The sequence below is a fragment of the Saccharothrix stipae genome (assembly GCF_054781895.1).
In genome coordinates this window covers 13,829-36,964 of record NZ_BAAGTN010000006.1, presented here as the reverse complement: position 1 = coordinate 36,964, position 23,136 = coordinate 13,829, and the positions used below count along the sequence as shown (strand labels likewise).

Below are 23,136 nucleotides of genomic sequence, written 5' to 3'. Positions count from 1 at the left end.
GTCGTTGGGGGGCTTCACTGTTCCGGTTCTTCGCCGCCACCGGGGGTCAGCGGCGCCTTCCGACTGCGCGCTTTTCCGCGCGACAACCAGATTCGGGAGGTATCTGTGTTGACGTCCAGATCACGAAGGCGCGGGGTGCGGTGGGCAGCCGCCGTCCTGGCGACCGGACTAGCGGCAGGCACGGCAACGGGGGTTGCCGGCGCGGCGCCGGACCAGCAGGGCCGGGCCGGTGGGCACGCCGGCCGCGGCGCGACCGTCACCCTGATCACGGGTGACCGGGTCGTGCTCAACGGCGCCACGTTCGGCTCGTTCCAGGCCGGTCCCGGCCGCGAACGGGTCGGCTTCCACACGTTCCACCGGGACGGCAACCTGCACGTCGTCCCGCGCGACGCGCTCGGCGCGGTCGCCGAGGACAAGCTCGACCTGCGCCTGTTCGACGTGACCGGGCTGGTCGAGGCCGGTTACGACGACGCCAAGCGCGACACCGTGCCGCTGATCGTCAAGCAGCGGGGCGAGGCCCGGGTGCGGGCCGCCGGCACGCACGTCACCCGTGAGCTGCCGACCGTCGGCGCGGTGGCCGCGCGGACCGCCAAGTCCGAGGCGGGCACGGCGTTCCAGGCCTTGGTGGCCGACCCGGGCGTGGAGAAGGTCTGGCTGGACGGCCTGCGCCAACCGTCGCTGGACCGCTCCACCGCGCAGATCGGCGCGCCCACCGCCTGGCAGGCCGGGTACACCGGCAAGGGCGTGAAGGTCGCCGTCCTCGACGGCGGCGTCGACGGCGCGCACGCCGACCTGGCGGGCAAGGAGGTCGCCGAGCAGAACTTCACCGACGACCCCGACGCCACCGACGTCGACGGCCACGGCACGCACGTCGCCGCGACCGTCGCCAGCAACGGCGCCAAGTACAAGGGCGTCGCGCCGGACGCGCAGATCCTCGACGGCAAGGTGTGCGTCCTCTACGGCTGCGCGGAGTCCTGGATCCTCGGCGGCATGCAGTGGGCCGTCGACCAGGGCGCCGACGTGGTCAACCTGAGCCTCGGCGGCAACGACCGGCCCGAGCTCGACCCGCTGGAAGAGGCGGTGAACACGCTGTCCGCGCAGAGCGGCACGCTGTTCGTGATCGCGGCGGGCAACTCCGGCCGCCCCGGCACGATCGGCTCGCCCGGCAGCGCGGACGCCGCGCTGACCGTCGGCGCGGTCGAGCGCGACGACAGCATCGCGTACTTCTCCAGCCGCGGCCCGCGCGTCGGCGACAGCGCGGTCAAGCCCGACGTGACCGCGCCCGGCGTGGACATCGTCGCCGCGAAGGCCGCCACCGGCAGCATCGGCACGCCCGTGGGCGAGCACCACGTGGCCCTGTCCGGGACGTCCATGGCCACCCCGCACGTCGCGGGCGCGGCCGCCTTGATCGCCCAGCAACACCCCGACTGGACGGGCGCGCAGATCAAGGCCGCGCTCATGGCGTCGGCCAAGAGCAACCCGGCGCTCACCGCGTTCGACCAGGGTGCGGGTCGCGTCGACCTGGGCGAGGCCATCACCACCTCGGTCACGTCCGAGCCCGCCAGCCTGGCCATGGGCCGCCAGCTGTGGCCGCACACCGACGACACCCCGGTCACCAAGGAACTGACCTACCGCAACAGCGGGGCCGAGCCGGTCACGTTCCCGGTGTCGGTCGACGCCAAGGGCCCCGACGGCAAGCCCGCGCCCGCGGGCATGTTCACCGTCACCCCGGCCACCCTCACCGTGCCGGCGGGCGGCGAGGCGAAGGTGACCGTCACCGCCGACACCAAGGTCGGCACGGCGGACGGCGCGTTCTCCGGCGCCGTGGTGGCCGGTGACGTCCTGCGCACCCCGGTGAGCGTGGACCGCGAGGTCGAGAGCTACGACATCACCGCCACGTTCCTCGACGACCAGGGCGGGGCGCCCACGTTCTACACGGGCGTCGTGATGGGCGTGGACAACGACACGTTCACGTTCCTGGAGGACACCGACAACACCGTGACCACCCGCCTGCCCAAGGGCGAGTACATGGTCTACGCGAGCGTGGTGAGCGGCGACGAGGCCGAGGGCCGGATCGCCGTGCTGCCGCGGCCCACGCTGACGGTCACCGGGAACGCCGCGCTCACGTTCGACGCCCGCACCGCCAAGCCGGTCGACATCACCGCGCCCGATCCCGGCGCGGTGGCGGCGATCGGCGACGTCGGCTTCGACCGCGTCGTCGAGGGCAGGTCCGTCGGGTTCGGGGTGGCGTTCCTCGAAGGGTTCACCGACAACGTGACGCTCGGCCACGTCGGCCCGGCGCTGCCCGACGACGAGCTCGAAGTCACGATCGGCGCCCAGTACCAGGGCACGCCGGTCGGCGACACGCCGGTGAACTTCCGGTTCGCGTGGATCGAGCACGGCAAGGCGCCCACCGGCTTCGTCCGCGCGCCCGCGAAGCGCGAGCTGGCCGAGGTGCGGACGGCGTTCGGCCCCGGCCCGGCCACCGACGAGTTCGCCTACGGCGGCAACGCCATCGGCCCCAACGGCTCCGGCGGCTGGGCGGTGCTGTTCCCGGTGAAGGCGGGCGGCGCGTCGGTCGACTACGTCAACACCGCCGACATCAAGTGGGGCTGGCGGCTCATCCAGGTCCGCGGCGACTTCGACATCGTCGCGAACTACTCCTCGCCCGACCGCGCCTACCGCCCCGGCGGGCGCGGCACCGAGCGGTTCAACTTCCCGGTGTTCGGCCCCGGCGTGCCCGCGTCCCGGTTCGAGTACCTGGCCCGGTTCGGCAACCAGATCATCGTGGAGGTGCCGCTGCTCAACGACTCCTCGAACAACCTGGGCGGCTCGGCCTACGAGTCCGGGCGCACCGCGTTGTACCGCAACGGGCAGAAGATCGGCGAGCTCACGGAACCGGGCGGCGTGTTCACCGTGCCCGCGGGTGACGCCGGGTACAAGGCCGAGATCGACTTCGTCCGCGCGCCGGGCATCTCCGACCTGACGACCCGGGCCACCGGCTCGTGGACGTTCCGCTCGGACACCGCGCCGGACGGCGAGATCCGCAAGCTGCCGGTCTCGGTGGTGCGGTTCACGCCGCGCCTCGACGCCGACGGCGGCACGCCCGCAGGCCGACTGCTGCGCATCCCGCTCACCGTCGAACAGCAGCAGGGCGCGGACAACGGCCGCGTCCGCAAGGTCGAGGTCGACGTCTCGTTCGACGACGGCAAGACCTGGTCGAAGGCCCCGATCATCGGCAACGCCGCATACGTCCGCAACGCCGACCAAGCCGGCTACGCCTCGCTGCGCGCCAAGGGCTCCGACAGCAAGGGCAACACGTTCGAGCACACCGTGATCCGGGCCTACCGGCTCACCAAGTAACGACAGTCGACGGAGGAGGGGCGTCCGCACCCGGGCGCCCCTCCTCCCGCGTCACCACGAGTCCTTGCGGAAGATGGAGCCGCCCTCCTCCGGGTCGTCGTCCACGGGCGGACGGCGCGCGGGCGGCGGAGGCGGTGGCGGCTGGGGCCGGCCCGGCTGAGGGGGCTGCGGCGGTGGGGACTGGGGCGGCTGGGGCGGGTAGTTCCGCACCGGCTGCTGGAACGTCTGCGGCGGCTGCTCGTACTGCTGCGGCTGCTGGTGCTGCGGCGGCGCGGGCTGGCCACCCGGCGCGCCCGGCATCACCGGCCCGCCCGGCAGCACGGGCGGCGTCGGACCCGGGCTCAGCGAGCTCGGGTCGATCGAGCTGTCCTCCAGCAGCGGCGCCGCGAGCTCCCGCACCTGCTCGGACGCGGCGGCCGAGGCCTGGAAGACCAGGGTGAGCAGGTTCGCCGCCAGCTCACGGCCGTTGCGCAGCGCCCGGTCCTCGATGCGCAGGTCGACCAGCTGACCGGTCGCCGTCACGGTCGCGGTCAGCAACCCGTCACCGGACTTCCTGGTCACCCGCAACCCCGCCAGCCGGCCCTGGAGTTCGTCGGCCTGCTGCTGCTTCTGCTCGGCGAGTTGGGTGATCCGCGCCAGCTTCTGTTCGAGATCTTCTCGCATCGCGCCCTCGATCCGCTGTACTACTGTCTGCCGCAGGTGTCCGCCGCAGGCTAGTGCACCGAACGTCGGCGCAATTCGCGATCCGGCGGAACCGCGGGGGGTTCGCGACCGTCGGAGTGATCGGTATTGGGAGGTGGCGCGATGACGGCGAAGTTCGACGTCAGGCTCGACGGCATCCTGGAGTTCGCGGGGTCGTCGGTCCGCCGCGGCGACCGGTTCGACCAGGTCATGGCCGAACTGGAGGCCGCGAAGGTCGGCCGTGAGGCGTTCGGCAAGATGCCGTCCAGCGGCGACATCCACGCGTCCTACGAGGAACGCGTGACCTCGACCATGAACGATCTGAAGGAATGCGCCGAGGCGATGCGGGACATCGCCGAATCGGTGCGCGACACGGCCGAGGACTACGAGGGCGTGGACACCGGAATCGGAGAACTCCTCACCGATATCGTCCAGGGCCTCGAAGGGCTGACGATTCCGAAGGTGGGCGGATGAGTCCCAGCACGACCGTCGAGGTCAACAACAAGATCGAGACTTTCCTGAACGGCTGCCCCGGCCCGATCCAGGGCATCATCCGGCCGTTGCTGACGCCGTTCCTGGAGGCCATCGACTGGGTCGCGGGCGACCCGGACGACCTGATCCGCGCGGCCGACGCGTGGGAGAAGGCCGCCACCGACATTCGCTCGATCGTGTCGGACGAGGCGAGCGCCCGGCAGACCGTCTCCGGGGTGTGGCAGGGCCCGGCCGCGGACAAGTTCAACGGCCGGTTGACCGAGATCGAGGAGCAGGTCGAGCAGCTCGCCCAGAACGTGCAGGACACGTCCGGGATGCTGGTGGAGGCCGCCAAGGGCTGCGTCGACTCGGCGAACCTGATCATCGACCTCGTCATCGACCTGATCATGATGCTGGTGACCGACCTGCTGGTGAGCCTGGCCGCGTCGGTGATCAGCTTCGGCGCGTCGCTGGCCGCCGGCGCCGCCGCGGCCGCCGCCAAGGCCGCCGCCACCCTGGGCAAGGTCTTCAAGATCGTCAAGAAGCTCGCCGACCTGCTGATGAAGCTGTCGAACATGCTGCGCAAGCTCGCCGAGGCGGCCAAGGCCTACAAGCAGGGCCTGAAGGCGATCAAGGCGCTGAAGAAGGCCGCGGGCACGTTCAGCAAGGAAGGCATCGCGCTCGGCGTGGCGAAGTCGATCTACACCGCGCCGGTGCGCATCCCGCTGGGCCAGGTGCTGGGCGAATCGGTGCCGGGCGGACCGGCGGGCGGCCTGTTCAACATGGGCAAGGACGTCTACAACTACGCCACCGACGACGACTGATGCCGCTGGTCGACGACCTGAAGTCGTGGGGTGACGACGCGCGGCGCGCGTTGGACCCCGGTGAGGCGCTGCTCGCGCTCACGTCCGCCGCCGTGGCCTACGGCGCGCGCGGCGGCGCCGAGCCCGACTTCTGGACCACGCCCGCGGGACGTGCCGTCGACCGGGTCGCCCGGGCCGTGCCGGAGCCGAAGGGCTGGGTCGGCAAGGCGCTGGCGGGCGTCGGCGGGGTGGCGTTCGCGTCGCCGTCGGTGGACCTGCCCGCCGACTTCCCGGAGAGCTGGATCGGCGGGCGCACCTGCTTCGGCCCGGCCGGCTCGCCGGCCAGGCAGCTCGAAGCGGTCCTCACCGGGCACAGCTTCCTCGCCGTGACGCCGCGGCGGCTCGTCGCCCTGGTCAACCGCGACGACCGGATGGCCGTGACGTGGTCGATGCCGCGCAACCTCGTGGTGGCCGCCGAGCGCCGTCCCCGGCTGCTCGCGCGGGGACGGTTCGGCCTGGTCTTCCGAGACGGCTCGTGGATCGTGCTCGGCACGTTCGGCGCGCACGTCGGCAGCCATCACGCCAAGCGGGTCGTCGCCGCCCTCACGGCAGGTTCGTGACCAGCTCGGCGGCCGGGACCCGGGTGCCGGTGTAGAACGGGATCTCCTCGCGCACGTGGCGGCGGGCCTCGGTGCCGCGCAGGTGGCGCATCAGGTCCACGATGCGGTGCAGCTCGTCGGCCTCGAAGGCGAGCATCCACTCGTAGTCGCCCAGCGCGAACGACGCGACCGTGTTCGCCCGCACGTCCGGGTAGTCCCGCGCTTCCTTGCCGTGGTCGGCGAGCATGCGGCGGCGGTCCTCCTCCGGCAGCAGGTACCACTCGTAGGACCGCACGAACGGGTACACGCACACGAACTTCCGGGCTTCCTCGCCCGCCAGGAACGCCGGGATGTGGCTGCGGTTGAACTCCGCGGGCCGGTGCAGCGCGACCTGGCTCCACACCGGGGTGGACACGCGGCCCACGGCGGTGCGGCGGAACCCGGTGTAGGCCTGCTGGACCTGCTCGATCTCCTCGGCGTGCCACCAGATCATGTAGTCGGCGTCCGCGCGCAGGCCCGCGACGTCGTACACGCCGCGCACCACGACGCCCTTGGCCTCCAGGCCGTCCAGGTACTCCTGGGCCTCGGACGCGGCCGGACCGCGGTCGTCGGGCAGGCGACCGGGTTCCACCCGGAAGACCGACCACATGGTGTAGCGGATGGTGTCGTTGAGTTCGTTGTAGTTCAGGCGGGCCATGGCTCCGATTCTCTCACTGCGCTCGCCCGACTAGCCCGGCGGACGCCGTGTCGAACCTCCCCGGCCGAGCACGTGGGCGGCGACCCGGGCGGCCGCGGCGTCCGCCGTCGCGATGCACGCGGGGATGCCGACGCCGTGCAGCGTCGCGCCCGCCACCGCCAGGCCGGGCACCTCGGCGACCGCGTCCTCGATGCCGCGCACGACGTCCAGGTGGCCGACGCCGTACTGCGGCAGGCCGCCGCCCCAGCGGGTGACCGCGGTGTCGATGGGCTCGGCCGTGACGCCGGTCAGCCGGCGCAGGTCGTGCCGGACCGCCGCGACCAGCTCGTCGTCGTCGCGCTGCAACAGGTGCGCCTCGCCGTGCCTGCCGACGCTGCCGCGCACGAGCACCGGCTCGCCGGCCAGGTGCGCCCACTTGCGGCTGGAGAAGGTGAACGCCTTGGCGGTGAACGGCCCGCCGTCGGCGGCGCGCTCGCCCTCGGCCAGCAGCACGCCGGACCGTTCGGGCAGCTCGGTGCCGGGAGGCAGGGCCAGCGCCACCACCGCCATCGACGCGAGCTCGACCTCGGCGTAGCGGCGGGACGCGGCGGGCGCGACGTCGGCCAGCAGCCTGCGCGCGGCGGGCGCGGGCACGGCGAGCACCACGCCGTCCACGTCCAGGTGCCGCGGCTGGGCGGCGGAGCCGATCTCCAGCCGCCAACCGTGCTCGCGGCGGATCAGGGCACGCACCGGCAGGCCGAGCCTGACCTCGGCCGCGGCCGCCTCGGCCAGCCGTGCCACCAACGTCGACAGGCCGTCGCGCAGCGTGCCGAAGACCGGCGGTCGAGGGACCCCCGGTCGGGGTGGCGCGGGCATGGTGGTCGCGGCGGCGGCCAGCAGCGAGCCTGCTCCGGAGTCCAGCGCGGTGGCCAGTTGCGGCATGGTCGCGCGCAGGCCGAGCACGTCGGTGCGGCCCGCGTAGACGCCGCCGAGCAGCGGCCCGACCAGCCGGTCGCCCACCTCGGGGCCGAACCGCTCGCGCAGCAGGGCGCCCACGGACACGTCCGCGCCGTCCAGCCGGATCGGCGGCAGGGTCGGTTCGGCGGCGACCCGGCGCAGGCCCTCGTGCGACAACACCTGACGCACGGCGTCGACCGATGCAGGGACGCCCATGAGGGTGTGCGCGGGGATGGGTCGGGTGTCGCCGGCGGCGTGGATGCTCGCCGCGGCCTTCGTCGGGTGGACCAGCCGGTCGGCCAGGCCCAGTTCGGCGATCAGCCCGGTGGCCTCGGGGCGGCGGTGCAGGAACGCCTCCGCGCCCACGTCGTAGGCGCGCCCGCCGACCTCGGCGGTGCGCAGCTTGCCGCCGAGCACGCCGGACTGCTCGACCACGGTGATCTCGGCGTGCGGTCCGAGCAGGCGGCGCAGCCGGTGCGCGGCGGCGAGGCCGGAGATCCCGCCGCCGACCACCGCCACTCGCCGCGTGCTCATCCGACCCGGTGCACCAGCTCGACGGCCCGGGTGATGACGTCCGGATCGGTGTCGGGCAGCACGCCGTGACCGAGGTTGAAGATGTGCCCGGCGGCGGCCCGGCCCTCGCGCTTGATCCGCTCGACCTCGCGTTCCAGCGCGGGCAGGCCCGCGAACAGCAGCGCCGGGTCGAGGTTGCCCTGGACCACCGGTTTCGGCAGGTGCGGAGCCGCTTGTTCGAGCCGCCGCACGGCCACGTCCAGCGGCGTGCGCCAGTCGACGCCCACCACGTCCGCGCCCGCCTCGCGCATCGCGGGCAGCAGCTCGCCCGTGCCCACGCCGAAGTGGATGCGCGGTACGCCGCTGACGCTGCTCAGCACCCTGGTCGAGTGCGGCAGGACGAACTCGCGGTAGTCGCGCTCGGACAGCGCGCCCGCCCACGAGTCGAACAGCTGGACCGCCTTGACGCCCGCGGCGACCTGCACCCGCAGGAACTCGGCGGTGATGCCCGCGAGCCGGTCCAGCAGCGCGTGCCACAGGTGCGGGTCGCCGTGCATGAGCGCCTTGGTGCGCTCGTGGTGCTTGCTCGGGCCGCCCTCGACCAGGTACGAGGCCAGGGTGAACGGCGCGCCCGCGAACCCGATCAGCGGCACGTCGCCGAGCCGGGCGTTGAGCAGCCCGATCGCGTCGACCACCGGCCGCACCTGCTCCTCGTGCAGCTCGGGGATGGCCTTGACGTCGGACTCGGTCGCGATCGGCTTGGCCACCACCGGCCCCGTGCCCGGCACGATGTCCAGGTCGACGCCCGCGGCCTTGAGCGGCACGACGATGTCGGAGAACAGGATCGCGCCGTCCACGTCGTGCCGGCGCACCGGCTGCAAGGTGATCTCGCAGACCATCTCCGGGTCCATGCAGGCGTCCAGCATCGCGGTGCCTTCGCGCAGCTTGCGGTACTCCGGCAGGGAACGGCCCGCCTGGCGCATGAACCAGACCGGGGTGCGTGACGGCCGGCCGCCGCGCGCGGCGACGAGCAACGGGGCTTCGGTGATGTCGTTCATCTCGCCGTCCATCGTCCCATGGGCTGGGCGGCGGGCGTCTTCGGGCGGCGGCTCCGGACCCGGCGTGCCGCGCTCACGTTCCGAGGTTTAGGGGCCTACAGTCCGTGGTGTGACGGAGCCCGAACTGTTCCAGCGGGCGGTGGCGACGCTCCGGTCGGTGCGAACCCGACCCGAACTGGAGTTGACCGAGGTGCGCCCGCCGCAGCGGCTTGCGCCTTGGTCCTTCGCGTTGACCGCGGAGGTGACCGGGCCCGCCGACGAGCTGTCCACGGGACGGCTCGTGCTGCTGCACGACCCGGACGGGGTCGAGGCCTGGTCGGGCGTGTTCCGGCTGGTCGCGTACGTGCGGGTGGAGCTGGACGCGGAACTGGCCGCCGACCCGCTGCTGCCCGAGGTCGGCTGGTCGTGGCTGGTGGAGGCGCTGGAGGTGTCCGGGGCGGAGTTCCTGGCGCTGGGCGGCACCGTCACCCAGACCTCGTCGGCGAGGTTCGGCGACATCGCGGGCCCGGCCCGCACCGACGACCTGGAACTGCGCGCCTCCTGGACCGCCCGGACCCCCGAGCTGGCCGCCCACGGCACCGCGTTCTTCGACGTCATGGCCACCGCCGTGGGCCTGCCCCCGGTGGGCGTGTCGACCCTGCGCTGACGATTTTGCGCTGACGACCCTGCGCCGACGCCCGCGGCTCAGTCGTTGGCCCGCAGCACGCGCAGCGCGTTGAGGCCGACCAGCTTGGCGCAGTCGTCCTCGCTCCACCCCCGGTCCAGCAGGGTGCCGACCAGGTCCGGGTAGCACGAGACGTCCTCCATGCCCTCCGGCAGGCTGCGCGTCCCGTCGTAGTCGCCGCCGAGGCCGATGTGGTCGATGCCGGCCACCTCGCGGGCGTGCTCCAGGTGTGCGACCACGTCGTCCATCGTCACGCGAGGGGTCGGGCCGCCGTCGGTCCACGAGTCGACGAAGCGGTGGCGCGCGTCGAGGTCGTTGTGGTTCTCCCCCGCCGCCTCCATCGCGGCCTTGAGGCGGGTGTCCCAGTCGACGTGTGCCTGCGACAGGAAGTGCGGCACGAACGTCACCATGCACACGCCGTCGTTGTCCCGGAGCCGCGCCAGCACGTCGTCGGGCACGTTGCGCGGGTGGTCGGCGACCGCGCGGCACGACGAGTGGCTGAACAGGACCGGCCGCGTCGACACCTCCAGGGCGTCCCACATGGTGGATGGCGCCACGTGCGACAGGTCGACCAGCATCCCGACGCGGTTCATCTCCCGCACCACGTCGCGCCCGAAGTCGGTCAACCCGCCGTGCACCGGCTCGTCGGTGGCCGAGTCGGCCCACTCGGTGTTCTCGTTGTGGGTGAGCGTCATGTAGCGCACGCCGAGCCGCCTCAGCGCGCGCAGCACGCCCAACGAGCCGTTGATGCTGTGTCCGCCCTCCGCGCCGATCAGCGAGGCTATCCGCCCGTCCCGGAAGGCCCGTTCGGCCTCGTCGGCCGTGGTCGCGATGCGGAGGTGGTCGGGGTAGCGCGCGGCGAGCCCGTGCACCAACTCCACTTGCTCCAGCACGGCGGTCACGGCTGCGTCGCCCGCCAGTCGGCAGGGGACCCAGACGGACCAGAACTGCATGCCCAACCGGCCGTCGCGCGCCCGGACCAGGTCGGTCTGCAACGCGGGCTGGCGGACGGTCAGGTCGACGATCGAGGCGCACGAGGTCGCGTCACCGGCCGTTGACTTTTCACCGATTTGCCCGGAGGCGGCGAGGTCGCGCAGCGCCCACGGCAGGTCGTTGTGCCCGTCGACCAGTGGCACCCGGGCCAGCAGTTCCTCGGCCCGGCCTCGACCTGTGGTGCTCGCCACCCGCAACTCCTTGATGTCGTCGTGAGAACCGCTCGCGTTACGTGCCCGATCGAGTTGTCAGCCGATCGTGTGACAACGGGGGCCATCAGTGACAACTCATTCGGGATAGATACCCGATTGATCGTCCCGTAGACCCGCTTGGGCGGCTACGCTGCCCCAGACGACACCACTTTCGGTCGATCAGTGGCGCGGCTGATTGGACGAAAGTCCCGGTGCCGGTCGGGGGGCACGACCGACTCCAGGGAGGTAGTGACGTGGCTGCCGTCGGCTTAGGTCAGGCCGTTCGTACCACGCCAGCCGGCACGTTGCCGGCGAACATGGTCCCGCACCCGCGGGAGGAGCTTTTTTCAGTGCTGGTGGTCGACGACCACCCACTGCTGAGGGAGGCGATATCGGCTCGGCTCACCCAGATGGGAGCCGGGACAGTGCATGAGGCGGCTTCGGTCGCGGAGGCTCGGGCGCGGGCACTCGCCACCGGACCGTGCGACCTCGCGATCCTCGATCTGGGTCTGCCGGATGGCACCGGCATCGACCTGGTCACGGAACTCCGTGCCCAGGGCTGGCCCCGCATCGTGGTCCTCGCGTCCTCCGACGACCCCTACGCGGTCAGGTCGGCCTTCCAGGCAGGCGCTCAGGCGTACCTGCTGAAGTCCGCCTCGCCGATGGTGGTCACCGACGGGGTGCGCAGGGTCCTCGACGGCGGCGTCTACGCGGACCCGAGCGTCGCGCCCGTGCTTGCCGCGGGCACGAGGGTGCCGGGCACCGACAACACGCCGCGGGAACTCTCCGCGCGTGAGGTCGAGGTCCTCCAGCTGGTCGCCGATGGCCAGAGCAACAAGGAGATCGGCGAAGCGCTCAGCCTGTCCGCGTTGACGGTGAAGTCTCACCTGTCGCGGATCGGGCGCAAGCTGGGCACCGGGGATCGGGCTCAGATGGTCGCGCTGGCCATGCGTGCCGGCGTGATCCGCTAGCCAGGTCGGCACACTGAACCGGCCGAACACACCCGCGAGTGGTGCGTTCGTCGTAGGGTCTTCCGCCGTGGACGTACCCTCCGACGAGCCAACCGAACCAACCGGTGCTGATCCGGTGCCGCTGGTGGAACCCGCTGACGGCGTTCCGCCTGTCGTCGCCGACGCACCGTCGCTCCGGCGTGCCGCTGATGCGCTCGCCGGAGCGACGGGTCCGGTTGCGGTGGACACCGAGCGAGCCTCGGGATACCGCTACTCGCAACGCGCTTACCTGGTGCAACTGCGCCGGGAAGGCGCCGGGACCGTGCTGGTCGACCCGATCGCCCTCGGCGGTCGAATCGACCCGCTGGTCGAGGCGCTGGACGGGACCGAGTGGGTGTTGCACGCGGCGTCGCAAGACCTGCCGTGCCTCGCCGAACTCGGGTTGCGTCCGAGCACGTTGTTCGACACCGAGCTGGCGGGCAGGCTGGCCGGGTTCGAGCGGGTGGCGCTGGGCACGCTCGTCGAGCGGCTGTTGGGCTACCGGTTGGAGAAGGGGCACGGTGCGGCCGACTGGTCGCGCCGCCCCCTTCCCGCCGATTGGCTGAACTACGCCGCACTCGACGTCGAACTGCTGGTCGAGCTGCGTGACGTGCTCGAACAGGAGCTCAAGCGGCAGGGGAAGCTGGAGTGGGCGCTCGAGGAGTTCGAGGCCGCCCGCACGGCCCCCCTGCCGCGTCCGCGCGCGGAACCGTGGCGCCGCACGTCCGGGATCCACCGGATCCGCAGTCCCCGGCAGCTGGCCGCGGTACGGGCGCTGTGGGAGGCGCGGGACGCGCTGGCCCGTGAACGCGACATCGCGCCGGGCCGCGTGCTGCCGGACTCCGCTCTGGTCGAGGCCGCCGTGCGCGCTCCGGCCGACGAGGCGGCGCTGTCGGCGCTGCCCGTGTTCCGCGGTCGGGCGCAACGACGCATGGTCGGCGTGTGGCTGGGGGCGCTGCAACGCGCCGCCGCCCTGCCCCGAGCCGAGCTTCCGGAGCCCTCACAGCAACACGACGGCCCGCCGCCGGCCAACCGGTGGGCGGACAAGGACCCGGCCGCCGCGACCCGCCTGGCGGCCGCCAGGACCGCTTTGACGGCGGTGGCCGAGGCGAACACCCTGCCGGTGGAGAACCTGCTCCTGCCCGACCTCGTGCGGCGCACGTGCTGGCAGCCGCCGGAGGACGTCTCCCCCGCGGGCGTGGCCGCGGCCCTGCGCGAGGGCGGCGCCCGCAACTGGCAGATCACCCTGACCGCCGACATCCTGTCCGCCGCCCTGACCGCCCCTCCCACCTAACCCGCGAGTCCTACCTCCAACCCGCGCGTGTCCTACGTTCAGAACGCGCGTGTCCTACGTTCGCGTACCCCGAGTTCAACGCTCAGAACAGTCGATCTTGTTCTGAACGTTGAACTCGGGTGTTCTGAACGTAGGACACGCGTGACGCGAACGTAGGACACGCGGGACCTGAGGGTTCGACTCGCGCGGGTTCAGGGGTCGCAGGGCTGGGAGGGCGTCTCCTCGGCCTGGCGCACGCCCGACAGCTCGCGCCGGGCCAACGCGCGCACGGCCGCCATCGCCGCGTCACCCAGCACGGTCCCCACGACCACGCCCTCCAGCGCCTCGTCCTTGGACCCACCGCCGAGCACGTAAGCCAGGTCGGCCTCGGCCAACGGCCGGGCGGCGTCGGCGAACCCGTCGAGCATGTCCGCGAACCGCTCGTGCCCCACCTCCCGCGCCGTCGCCAGCACGCCGACCAGCGCCTGGTGCGCGTACGACTGGGGCCGGTACACCCAACCCTGCCGCTCCACGAACGCCCTGGCCTGCTCGTTCGCCGCCTCGTCATCGCTGCCGAGGTCCGGCGGCGCCACCGCGGCCGAGATCGTGCCCATCGCCTTGTGCAGTGACTTCTCCGGGTCGTCCAACGCCCCGAGCACCTCCCGCACGGCCGCGATCGACAGCCCGCCGAGCTCGACCATCGCCCGCACGAGCCGCAGCCGGTGCACGTGGTCCTCGGCGTACCTGGCCTGGTTACGGCTGGTCAGCTCACCGGCCGGGAGCAGACCTTCCCGCAGGTAGTACTTGATCGTCGGCACCGGCACACCGCTGCGACGGCTCAACTCGGCGATGCGCACGGCAGGCCCCTTCCTGAGACGGTTCTCAGTATGGATACTGTAACTATCCGATAGTAGAAAGTGCTGCTATCCATACTAGGAGTCGTCCATGACCCGCTTCCTCCGGTGGCATCCGCCGCTGATGCTGTTCTCCCTGCTCATGGCCGCCCTCACGGTGGTCGCCCTGGCCGGCTTGATCGTCGACGACCGGATTCTGGTCGGGTCGCCGATCTGGTTCAAGCCGTTCAAGTTCGCCATCTCGCTCGCCCTCTACGGCGTCACGCTCGCCTGGATGCTCACCCTCACCACCCGCCTGCGCCGCGTCGGCTGGTGGGCCGGCACGGTCATCGCGGTCGCCGGCACCGTCGAGATGGTCGTCGTCGTGGGGCAGGTCGTGCGCGGCAGGCGCAGCCACTTCAACGTCGCCACACCGTTCGACGACCTGCTGTGGGACGTCATGACCTACAGCATCCTCACGCTCTGGATCATGCACGCGGTGATCGCGGTCGCGCTGGTCTTCACCCGGTTCGCGGATCGTCCCGCGGGCCTCGCGATCAGGCTCGGCCTGGTCCTCTCCCTGGTCGGCCTCGCCCTCGGCATCCTGATGACGAGGCAGCGGAACGAGGAGGACGCCACCGCCGGCATCGTGGGCGCGCACAGCGTCGGCGTGCCCGACGGCGGCCCGTACATGGCGTTGACGGGCTGGAGCACGACCGGTGGCGACCTGCGCGTCCCGCACTTCGTCGGCATCCACGCGCTCCAGGTCATCCCGCTGGCCGTGCTCCTGTTCCGCCGGCGCGCGACACCGAAGCTCGCCTGGGGTCTGGCGATCGGTTACGCGGGTCTGATGGCCCTGGTCACGTGGCAGGCGCTACGCGGGCAGCCGCTGCTGCGCCCGGACCTGCTCACCGCCCTGGGCGCGCTGGCCGTGGCGACGTGGACCGCCGCCGTGATCGCGAGGACCCTCCGCACGACCGACAGCCCCAAGGAGGCGGTGCCGGCATGACCGGGTTCCTGTTCCAGATCACGTTCTGGCTCACCGTCCCGTTCTGGGGCCTGATGGTCTTCGCGCCGAAGTCGCCGGTGACCGCCCGGGTCGTGTCGTCGCCGTTGATCGCGGTGCCGCCGCTGGTCGTCTACGTGGTCCTGGTCGCCGCGCACCTGCCGCGGTTGTGGGCGACCATGAGCAGTCCGGACCTGGACACGCTGCGGGAGTTCCTGGCCACCTCCTGGGGCGCCTCGGCGGTCTGGGCGCAGGTGATCGCGTGGGACCTGCTGATCGGCGCGTGGATGTACCGGGAGGGCCGCCGCCTGGCGCTGCACCCGCTGCTCATGGGCCCGCTGCTGGTGTTCACGATCATCCTGTCCCCGCTCGGGTTCGGGCTGTTCCTGGCGATCCGCGCGTTCTGTGACCGACCCGACAGGGCGACCGAGGTGGTTACCGACCAGTAACAGGGGCTAGAGTTGTGTTACCGATCGGTAGGAGTCGCGCCCCGACCGCTCGGGCGAATCGTCACCACAAGTGGAGGAGACGCCGTGGCCGCACCAGTAGCGCCGGCACGCGTTCGAAACGTGGTCTTCGTCGACGGCGTGCGCACGCCGGTCGGCAAGGCCGGCCCCAAGGGAATCTTCGCGGAGACCCGTGCCGACGACCTGGTCGTCAAGGTGATCCGCGAGCTGCTGCGGCGCCACCCCGAGCTGCCCCCGGAGCGGGTCGACGAGGTGGCCATCGCGGCCACCACGCAGATCGGCGACCAGGGTCTGACCATCGGCCGCACGGCGGCGCTGCTCGCGGGCCTACCGAAGTCGGTGCCCGGCTACGCCGTCGACCGCATGTGCGCGGGCGCGATGACGGCCGTGACGACGTCGGCCAGCGGCATCGCGTTCGGCGCGTACGACGTGGTGATCGCGGGCGGCGTCGAGCACATGGGCCGCCACCCGATGGGCGAGGGCGTCGACCCCAACCCGCGGTTCCTGTCCGACAAGATCGTGGACCCGTCCGCGCTCGTCATGGGCTCGACGGCGGAGAACCTGCACGACCGGTTCCCCCACATCACCAAGGACCGCACGGACGCGTACGCGGCGGCCTCGCAGGCCAAGTACGCCGACGCGGTGAAGAACGGCAAGATCGGCCCGGAGCTCGTGCCGGTCGCGACCCGTTCGGCGGACAACGGCTGGGGCCTGGCCACCGCCGACGAGCCGCCGCGCCCCGGCACGACGGTCGAGGACCTGGCGAAGCTGAAGACGCCGTTCCGCCCGCACGGCCGGGTCACCGCGGGCAACGCGGCCGGCCTGAACGACGGCGCGACCGGCTGCATCCTGGCCGACGAGGAGACCGCCCGCGAGCTGGGCCTGCCGGTCGGCATGCGCATGGTGGGCTACTCGTTCCTGGGCGTCGAACCGGACGTCATGGGCATCGGCCCGGTGCCGGCCACGGAGAAGGCCCTCAAGCGCGCGGGCCTGACCATCGAGGACATCGGCCTGTTCGAGATCAACGAGGCGTTCGCCGTGCAGGTGCTCGCCTTCCTCGACCACTTCGGCATCGCCGACGACGACCCGCGAGTCAACCAGTGGGGCGGCGCGATCGCCGTCGGCCACCCGCTGGCGTCCTCCGGCGTGCGCCTGATGACCCAGCTGTCGCGGCAGTTCGCCGAGCGCCCCGACGTGCGCTACGGCATCACCACCATGTGCATCGGCATCGGCATGGGCGGCACCGTGATCTGGGAGAACCCCCAATGGGATGGAACGCTGCGGAACGGAGAGTCGAAGTGACCGCGTTGACCGCCGACGAGGCCAAGGCCCTGTTCCCCGACGAGGTCGTGACCCACGCCCGCACCCGGCTGGTCTCCGTGCCCGGGTTGGCCGGCCAGGTCGCCCTCATCACCATCGACAACGGCCACGACCACACCCGGCCGTCCACGTTCGGCCCGCAGTCGTTGGTCAGCCTGAGCGCGGCGTTCGACGAGGCCGCGGCGGCGTCCCCGGCCGCGATCGCGGTCACCGGCAAGCCGTTCGTCTTCGCCGTCGGCGCGGACCTCACCGCCGTCGAGGGCGCCTCCGAGCGCTCGCAGGCCGTGACGATCGGTCAGCTCGGCCACGACGTGTTCCGCAAGTTCACCGAGTCGTCCGTGCCGACCTTCGCGTTCGTCAACGGCGCGGTGATGGGCGGCGGCCTGGAGCTGGCGCTGTCGTGCCACTACCGGACGCTGGCGTCCAACGCGGCGGCCATCGCGCTGCCCGAGGTGTTCCTCGGCCTGTTCCCGGGCTGGGGTGGCACACAGCTGCTGCCGAACCTGATCGGCGCGAACGACGCGGTCACCGTGATCTTCGAGAACGCGTTGAACCAGAACAAGATGCTCAACCCGAGGCAGGCGCTCGACCTGGGCATCGCGGACGTGCTGTTCGACTCCGCGGACTACCTGGAGCAGTCGCTGCTGTGGCTGGCCTCCGTGGTGCGCGGCGACGTCGTGCCCGCTCGCCGTGAGATCGACCGCGGTGAGGGCTGGGACGCCGCCGTGGCGCGGGCGCGGGCCATCGTCGAGGGCAAGACCAAGGGCGCGGCGCCGGGTGCTTTGAAGGCTCTCGAACTCCTGGAACTGGCCCGTGCCAACGACTTGGACGCCGGGTACGCGGCCGAGACCGAGGCGCTGGCGGACGTCGTGATGAGCGACGAGCTGCGGGCCGGGCTGTACTCGTTCAACCTGGTGCAGAAGCGGGCCAAGCGGCCGGCCGGCGCGCCGGACAAGTCGTTGGCGCGCAAGGTGACCAAGGTCGGCATCGTCGGCGCGGGCCTGATGGCCTCGCAGATGGCGCTGCTGTTCGCGCGGCGGTTGGAGGTGCCGGTGGTGCTCACCGACATCGACCAGGCGCGCGTGGACAAGGGCGTCGGGTACGTGCACGCCGAGGTCGACAAGCTGCTGGCGAAGAAGCGCGTGTCGGCGGACAAGGCGAACCGGCTCAAGGCGCTGGTGAGCGGTTCGTTGGACAAGGCGGCGTTCTCGGACGCGGACTTCGTCATCGAGGCCGTGTTCGAGGACCTGGGCGTGAAGCAGAAGGTGTTCGCCGAGGTCGAGGAGTTCGTCTCGGCCGAGGCCGTGCTGGCGACCAACACGTCGTCGCTGTCGATCACCGAGATGGCGGCGGGCCTCAAGCACCCCGAGCGGGTCGTCGGCTTCCACTTCTTCAACCCGGTCGCGATCATGCCGCTGCTGGAGATCGTGCGGGCCGGGCAGACCGACGACGCGACGCTCGCGACCGCGTTCGCGGTGGGCAAGCAGCTGAAGAAGTCGTCGGTGCTGGTGAAGGACGCACCGGCGTTCGTGGTGAACCGGCTGCTGACGCGGTTCATGGGCGAGGTCGTGAAGTCGATCGACGAGGGCACCCCGTTCGAGGTGGCGGACAAGGCCACCGAGCCGCTGGGCCTGCCGATGTCGCCGCTGGTGCTGCTCCAGCTCGTCGGCCCCGCCGTCGCGCTGCACGTGGCCGGCACGATGCACGGGGCGTTCCCCGACCGGTTCGGCGTGTCGGAGAACATGAAGGCGTTCGTCGCCGCCGGCAAGACTGCGGTCTACCAGTGGGATTCGACGGGCAAGGCCTCCGTCGACCCCGAGGTGCAGGCCCTGTGGTCGTTCGGCGACCAGCCGCTGACCGGTGACGAGGTCTTCGCGCGTGCGCTGGAGGCGTTGGCCGAGGAGATCCGGATCATGCTCGACGAGGGCGTGGTGGCGGAGGCGCAGGACATCGACCTGTGCATGCTGCTGGGCGCCGGCTGGCCGTTCTGGCTGGGCGGCATCACCCCGTACCTGGACCGTTCGGGCATCTCGGAGAAGGTGACGGGCAAGCGCTTCCTCGCCCCCGGCGTCGCCTCCGTGCCTGCCTGACCTCAAGTCCCCCGCGCCCCGGCTGCTCTGGCAGCCGGGGCGCGGTGCTGTTCCCCAGACACGGCGCACGTCGGGACCTATGGTCGACACCTGCACTATCAGGTGACAACCGGTGGGACCCATCCATGACCCTCGCACTGCTCGCACCGTGCTACGGCAACCCCGACACGAGGAAGCGCTTCCACGAGACGATCGCGGGGGCGATCCCGTTCAACCGGGAGCCCTACCGCTCGCTGCTGGCCGATGCGGATCTGGCGAGACTGGAGGAGTTGCACCCGTCGGGTGAAGCGCACTTCTGGGGCGCGATCCCCCTGCACGACAAGCCCATGGAGCGGCTCCGATCAGGCGGGGTCGTGCTGTTCGTCGGCGAGAAGAAGATCAAGGCCGTCGGCGAGGTGGGCCACTTGTTCCGCAACAACGCCTTGGCCGACCTGCTCTGGAACCAGCACGCCAACAGCTCCAGCTTCACCAACGTGTACAGCGTGCTGAACGTCCGGCTGACCGACCACCCGATCACCGACCTCTGGAGCATCGAGGGCTTCACCACCGGCGACTACGTGTACGGGCAACGCATCGTCGACGAACCGCGGTCGTCTCGCTTGATCAGCGCGTTCGGCATCAGCCCGAGCACGGTGGAAGCGGAGGCCGACGCCCGGCTGAACGCCACCGCCGACCTGGTGGGGCTGGGCAGCCGGATCGTGCCGGTGGAACGCACGCACGTCGACACCGTGTGGCACAGGATCGCCGAACGGCAAACCGCGCACGACCGGATCGAGGCGCGACTGGTCGCCTACTACCGGACGTTCCGCTCCGACGTCGAGATGACCAGCTTCGTGACGCCGGGGGGCAAGCGGGCCGACCTGTACTACCGCGATGGCGCCGAGGTCGCGGTCATCGAGGCGAAGAGCCTGGCCACCCATGGCAAGGTGCGCGAGGCGGTTGCCCAACTGCTCGACTACGCGGCGGACAGCCCGGACCCGGTCACCCGGCTGATGGCGCTCTTCCCCGAACGTCCCGCCGCCGACGGCCTCACGCTCCTGCACCGGCTCGGCATCGACTGCGTCTACCGGAGCACCAACGACCACTTCGTCACCGAGGACGCACCCGACCAGCGCCGCCGATACATGTACCCGGTCTGGCGCGGCCGTTGACCACAGCGCGGGCGGTGTGACGTTCGAGGGCACGACGGGGCCCATGGACTACGCAGATGTGCGGACTCATGGGTGCTTTTCCGGCCTACGGTTCGAGGGATCGGTCACCTTCGAGGCCGACACCCTCGGACCGTGCCGCTGTTCGCCTACCGCATCAGCTACCGGCTGGCCGGCAACACCGGTGCCCCACCGACCATCAAGACCGGCCGGATCCTGGTCGACGGCAACGTGCTCCAGGACTTCTCGTTCGACATCACCGGCAAGTCGAAGACGAACATGGGGTACGTCGGTCGGCAGGCCGTCTTCGTCGCCACCGGCTTCACCACCACGATCACGTTCGCCAGCACCACGGGCTCGGGCTGGGGACCGGTGATCGACAAGGTGGGCGTCGACAACTGCCTGCCCCTGCTCTGCCTCTGACGCGTCCACTCCTGCCCCGGCCGTCGCGCGGCAGCCGGGGGCCGGGGGCCGGCAACGCCGCGCTGCCCCTACCTGGCGAGACAACTCCGCTGCTTGCGCTGACGGGTGAATCCGGCGCGAACGACGCTCCACGCGAGTCAAGACCCGGCGGATGGCGTCAACCGCCTGCGCTCGTCCGACACCGTCCGCTACGGTCGGAGATCAGCTCATCACCGAACGCAAGGGGACATGTGAGCGGCGTATACAGGTTCGGCTTCGAGGACGGCGATGAAGAGGACCAACGTCCCCGACCTGCGCCCAAGGAGCCCGAAGCCCCGCAGGACGCCCTGGTAGGACGTGACGCCGACGGTGTCGTCACCGTGGCGGTCGACGACGCGGCGGAGGTCCAGTCGGTCACCATCGCCGCGCAGTGGCGGCAGTCGGTCGACCCTCGGGCCCTGGGCTCGGCGGTGACCGAAGCCGCCAACGCCGCCACCATGGCGGCACTGGTGCAGCAGATCGGGCGACCGGCGGATCCCGCGCCACGGCCGGCGGCGCCGCCATCCCAGTCCGACGAACGCATCACGCCCGAGCAGGCGTTGCGGTTGATGGACGCCGTCAGCGCCGACCTGGGCAGGTTCACGCGGCGGATGACCGAGGTCGTGGACCGTCCGCTGACGCTGGAGAGCAGGGGTGGGCACGTCCGCGGCACGATCCACCGTGGACACCTCCTCAACCTGGAGGTCGATCCCGCCTGGACGCATTCGGCACGCGTGACGGAGATGCAGCAGGAGTTCCTGGAGGTGCTGCGGAACCTGCGCGCCCAGAGCGTTCCCGCCGACCTGGCGCAGGGCCCGCAGAGCCCCGCCATCACCGAGCTCACCGCACTGGTGAGTGATCCGAACGCGCTGCTGCGCCGAGTGGGGTTGCTGCCATGACCGATGTTCGCGTTGCCCTCGAAGCGATGCGGTCCGACGCGACCGCGTGGGCGACCGCCGCCGACAACCTCGACGGCCCGTGCGCCACGATCGGCGGCCTGGTCCTGACCGGCGCCGACGTGTCGCTGTGGGCGGTCGACCGCGGCCTGGACCGCACGTACAACGACGCTCGCCTGGCCCTGGAGGACATGCTCCGCCAGGCGACCGAGGCGTTCCGCAGCCTCAGCGAGACCCTCAACTCGGCGGCGAACACCTACGAGGCCGAAGAGGAAGCGAACATGCACGCCATGAACAGCATCCACACCGAGGGCGGTGGCCGATGAACCCGCTCGTACAGGAGGCGAACCGCAAGTCGCAGGAGATCGAGGAGAACGTCAAGGAGTTCTTCGACCAGGTCAACAGCGTGTTGAGCTGGGTCCCCTCGCCGCTCGAATACCTCGTCGACCCCATCGTCCGCGGCATGCAGCTGCTCAACGAGAAGCTGCAGGAACTGTGGGACCGGATCAAGCTGCTGTGGGAGCAGCCCGGTGACTCGGACCGGCTCAAGGAAGTCGGCGAGCAATGGGTGTCGCAGGTCGGCAACGCACTCGGCGACATCGCGGAGACGATCGGGCTGGACAAGCTCCGCACCACGATCGAGTGGGAAGGTCGCGCCGCCCGCGCCTACCAGGCGACGGTGCCGCCGCAGGCGGCCGGGCTGAACTCGGTGAAGGACGTCGCCGGACAGCTGCGCTCGTCCCTCAACAGCCTGGCCAACTCGATCGACATGTTCTGGATGGCGATGGGGTTCGCGCTGGCCGGCCTGGTCGTCACCATCGTCGGCGCGGTGGTCGCCGCGTGCACGCTCGTGGGCATCCCCGCGGCGATCACGTTGATCGTCGGAGGGGTGGCCGCGACGATCGGCGTCATCGCCGCGACGGTCATGGCGCTGGAGTCGCACGTCAACACGATCGAGACCGAGCAGTCCGCGCTCCGCCAGAAGATCCACGACCTCGGTTCGACGTGGGCCATGCCGAACACCGCTGACATGGGGGACGCGAGCGTCACCGACGGCGACGGCTCGGACTGGCGACCCGGCTCGTGACGCACCCGGGACCGCCTCCGCGGTACGTCTGGATCCCGGCTGCCCAGGCCCGGAGGATCCGAGGTCTGTGCGGTGTGCTCGGCGCGGCGGGCCTCGTCGCCTGCCTGGCGCTCGTGTGGGCGATCGTGGGGTTCGGCCGGGCGTTGCCGACGGCCTACCACCCCATCAACGCGTTGGTCTGGATCGCGGGGTGCGGTTCGGTGTTCGCGGTGCTCCTGTCCTCCGTGAGCCTGCTCGCGGCACGGTCCTACGTCCGGGGCGAGCACCTCGACGTGAACGGCGCGAGAACGGCGAGGCGAGCGCTGGCGGGTGGTTGGACGGGCGCGGTGATCGTCGCCGTCATCGCCTGGTTGCTGTTGATCATGACGGTGACGAGCGGCAGTCGGCAGGTCGGGTTCACCGGCGGCGTGTGGGCTTACCTGTTCCTGTTGGTCTTGCCTTCCGCAGCGGCAGGCGTTCTCTTCTTCCTCGGACGCGCCCTTTTTCCGACACCCCGCTGACACCAGGCGGCTGAGCCGAGCATGCCGACGCAAGCGCTTGACCCCGTCCGCGGGGCGGGGTCAACGGTGTCTCTGGGTGCGGAGTCGCTAGTGCTCACGGGTGCTTTCGTGACGCAG

At 71.4% G+C, this 23,136-nt stretch carries 23 protein-coding genes; 17 read left to right on the top strand and 6 right to left on the bottom strand.

Annotation, left to right across the window (positions count from 1 at the left end; genetic code table 11):
• The first annotated feature begins 135 nt into the window (after positions 1 to 135).
• Positions 136 to 3,363, top strand: coding sequence for a S8 family serine peptidase (locus ACYVLT_RS11990; RefSeq protein ID WP_461120211.1), 3,228 nt, complete (start codon positions 136 to 138; stop codon positions 3,361 to 3,363).
• Positions 3,364 to 3,414: 51 nt separating this feature from the next.
• Here the strand turns inward: ACYVLT_RS11990 and ACYVLT_RS11985 are convergent, their stop codons facing one another.
• Positions 3,415 to 4,026, bottom strand: coding sequence for a YbaB/EbfC family nucleoid-associated protein (locus ACYVLT_RS11985; protein WP_461120210.1), 612 nt, complete (start codon positions 4,024 to 4,026; stop codon positions 3,415 to 3,417).
• A gap of 141 nt (positions 4,027 to 4,167) precedes the next feature.
• Between ACYVLT_RS11985 and ACYVLT_RS11980 the strand changes: the two genes are divergently transcribed.
• Genes ACYVLT_RS11980 through ACYVLT_RS11970 form a run of 3 tightly spaced genes read left to right on the top strand, consistent with a single transcriptional unit; the run spans position 4,168 to position 5,938 of the window.
• The gene (locus tag ACYVLT_RS11980) at positions 4,168 to 4,518 is read left to right on the top strand and encodes a hypothetical protein (RefSeq protein WP_461120209.1); all 351 of its coding nucleotides are present in this window, start codon (positions 4,168 to 4,170) and stop codon (positions 4,516 to 4,518) included.
• Positions 4,515 to 5,339: a WXG100 family type VII secretion target gene (locus ACYVLT_RS11975; RefSeq protein ID WP_461120208.1), complete on the top strand. Its 825-nt coding sequence runs from the start codon at positions 4,515 to 4,517 to the stop codon at positions 5,337 to 5,339. Before ACYVLT_RS11980 ends, ACYVLT_RS11975 begins: the two co-directional genes overlap by 4 nt.
• Positions 5,339 to 5,938 (top strand): hypothetical protein, encoded by a 600-nt coding sequence (locus tag ACYVLT_RS11970; protein ID WP_461120207.1) that lies wholly within the window; start codon positions 5,339 to 5,341, stop codon positions 5,936 to 5,938. The genes ACYVLT_RS11975 and ACYVLT_RS11970 overlap by 1 nt, the downstream gene beginning before the upstream one ends.
• On the opposite strand, the gene hemQ is transcribed toward ACYVLT_RS11970, so the two are convergent.
• From hemQ to hemE, 3 genes are read right to left on the bottom strand one after another with little or no spacing between them, the layout of a single operon-like run.
• On the bottom strand, positions 5,922 to 6,614 hold the full coding sequence (hemQ, locus tag ACYVLT_RS11965) for a hydrogen peroxide-dependent heme synthase (RefSeq protein ID WP_360456796.1): 693 nt from the start codon (positions 6,612 to 6,614) through the stop codon (positions 5,922 to 5,924). The genes ACYVLT_RS11970 and hemQ overlap by 17 nt on opposite strands.
• Positions 6,615 to 6,644: 30 nt before the next feature.
• On the bottom strand, positions 6,645 to 8,084 hold the full coding sequence (hemG, locus tag ACYVLT_RS11960) for a protoporphyrinogen oxidase (protein ID WP_461120206.1): 1,440 nt from the start codon (positions 8,082 to 8,084) through the stop codon (positions 6,645 to 6,647).
• Entirely contained in the window at positions 8,081 to 9,133 is a 1,053-nt protein-coding gene (gene hemE / locus ACYVLT_RS11955; protein WP_461120205.1) for a uroporphyrinogen decarboxylase, read from the bottom strand. Before hemE ends, hemG begins: the two co-directional genes overlap by 4 nt.
• A gap of 97 nt (positions 9,134 to 9,230) precedes the next feature.
• On the opposite strand from hemE, the gene ACYVLT_RS11950 reads away from it, so the two are divergent.
• The gene (locus ACYVLT_RS11950; RefSeq protein ID WP_461120204.1) at positions 9,231 to 9,767 is read left to right on the top strand and encodes a DUF3000 domain-containing protein; all 537 of its coding nucleotides are present in this window, start codon (positions 9,231 to 9,233) and stop codon (positions 9,765 to 9,767) included.
• Between the two features lie 38 nt (positions 9,768 to 9,805).
• On the opposite strand, the gene ACYVLT_RS11945 is transcribed toward ACYVLT_RS11950, so the two are convergent.
• Positions 9,806 to 10,969, bottom strand: coding sequence for a dipeptidase (locus ACYVLT_RS11945; RefSeq protein WP_461120203.1), 1,164 nt, complete (start codon positions 10,967 to 10,969; stop codon positions 9,806 to 9,808).
• A gap of 254 nt (positions 10,970 to 11,223) precedes the next feature.
• On the opposite strand from ACYVLT_RS11945, the gene ACYVLT_RS11940 reads away from it, so the two are divergent.
• On the top strand, positions 11,224 to 11,940 hold the full coding sequence (locus ACYVLT_RS11940) for a response regulator (protein ID WP_053718177.1): 717 nt from the start codon (positions 11,224 to 11,226) through the stop codon (positions 11,938 to 11,940).
• A 67-nt stretch (positions 11,941 to 12,007) separates the two neighbouring features.
• Complete coding sequence (locus ACYVLT_RS11935) at positions 12,008 to 13,252, top strand: HRDC domain-containing protein (protein WP_461120202.1); 1,245 nt, start codon at positions 12,008 to 12,010, stop codon at positions 13,250 to 13,252.
• A 191-nt stretch (positions 13,253 to 13,443) separates the two neighbouring features.
• Here ACYVLT_RS11935 and ACYVLT_RS11930 read toward each other — a convergent pair whose 3' ends face one another.
• Positions 13,444 to 14,088 carry a MerR family transcriptional regulator gene (locus tag ACYVLT_RS11930; RefSeq protein WP_461120201.1) on the bottom strand — a complete coding sequence of 215 codons (645 nt, stop codon included), beginning with the start codon at positions 14,086 to 14,088 and terminating at the stop codon, positions 13,444 to 13,446.
• A gap of 88 nt (positions 14,089 to 14,176) precedes the next feature.
• On the opposite strand from ACYVLT_RS11930, the gene ACYVLT_RS11925 reads away from it, so the two are divergent.
• From ACYVLT_RS11925 to ACYVLT_RS11880, 10 genes are all read left to right on the top strand, one after another.
• Positions 14,177 to 15,073 (top strand): hypothetical protein, encoded by an 897-nt coding sequence (locus ACYVLT_RS11925; protein ID WP_461120200.1) that lies wholly within the window; start codon positions 14,177 to 14,179, stop codon positions 15,071 to 15,073.
• Positions 15,070 to 15,519: an ABA4-like family protein gene (locus tag ACYVLT_RS11920; protein WP_461120199.1), complete on the top strand. Its 450-nt coding sequence runs from the start codon at positions 15,070 to 15,072 to the stop codon at positions 15,517 to 15,519. Before ACYVLT_RS11925 ends, ACYVLT_RS11920 begins: the two co-directional genes overlap by 4 nt.
• An 84-nt stretch (positions 15,520 to 15,603) precedes the next feature.
• Positions 15,604 to 16,839: a thiolase family protein gene (locus ACYVLT_RS11915; RefSeq protein ID WP_461120198.1), complete on the top strand. Its 1,236-nt coding sequence runs from the start codon at positions 15,604 to 15,606 to the stop codon at positions 16,837 to 16,839.
• Positions 16,836 to 18,947, top strand: a complete 2,112-nt coding sequence (locus tag ACYVLT_RS11910) for a 3-hydroxyacyl-CoA dehydrogenase NAD-binding domain-containing protein (protein WP_461120197.1) — start codon at positions 16,836 to 16,838, stop codon at positions 18,945 to 18,947. The genes ACYVLT_RS11915 and ACYVLT_RS11910 overlap by 4 nt, the downstream gene beginning before the upstream one ends.
• Before the next feature lie 125 nt (positions 18,948 to 19,072).
• On the top strand, positions 19,073 to 20,098 hold the full coding sequence (locus ACYVLT_RS11905; RefSeq protein ID WP_461120196.1) for a hypothetical protein: 1,026 nt from the start codon (positions 19,073 to 19,075) through the stop codon (positions 20,096 to 20,098).
• Between the two features lie 132 nt (positions 20,099 to 20,230).
• The gene (locus ACYVLT_RS11900) at positions 20,231 to 20,518 is read left to right on the top strand and encodes a DUF642 domain-containing protein (RefSeq protein WP_461120195.1); all 288 of its coding nucleotides are present in this window, start codon (positions 20,231 to 20,233) and stop codon (positions 20,516 to 20,518) included.
• A 230-nt stretch (positions 20,519 to 20,748) separates the two neighbouring features.
• Positions 20,749 to 21,435, top strand: a complete 687-nt coding sequence (locus ACYVLT_RS11895; RefSeq protein ID WP_461120194.1) for a hypothetical protein — start codon at positions 20,749 to 20,751, stop codon at positions 21,433 to 21,435.
• The gene (locus ACYVLT_RS11890) at positions 21,432 to 21,758 is read left to right on the top strand and encodes a hypothetical protein (protein WP_461120193.1); all 327 of its coding nucleotides are present in this window, start codon (positions 21,432 to 21,434) and stop codon (positions 21,756 to 21,758) included. Before ACYVLT_RS11895 ends, ACYVLT_RS11890 begins: the two co-directional genes overlap by 4 nt.
• Positions 21,755 to 22,519 carry a hypothetical protein gene (locus ACYVLT_RS11885; RefSeq protein ID WP_461120192.1) on the top strand — a complete coding sequence of 255 codons (765 nt, stop codon included), beginning with the start codon at positions 21,755 to 21,757 and terminating at the stop codon, positions 22,517 to 22,519. The genes ACYVLT_RS11890 and ACYVLT_RS11885 overlap by 4 nt, the downstream gene beginning before the upstream one ends.
• Before the next feature lie 74 nt (positions 22,520 to 22,593).
• Positions 22,594 to 23,019: a hypothetical protein gene (locus ACYVLT_RS11880; protein WP_461120191.1), complete on the top strand. Its 426-nt coding sequence runs from the start codon at positions 22,594 to 22,596 to the stop codon at positions 23,017 to 23,019.
• Positions 23,020 to 23,136 lie beyond the last annotated feature (117 nt).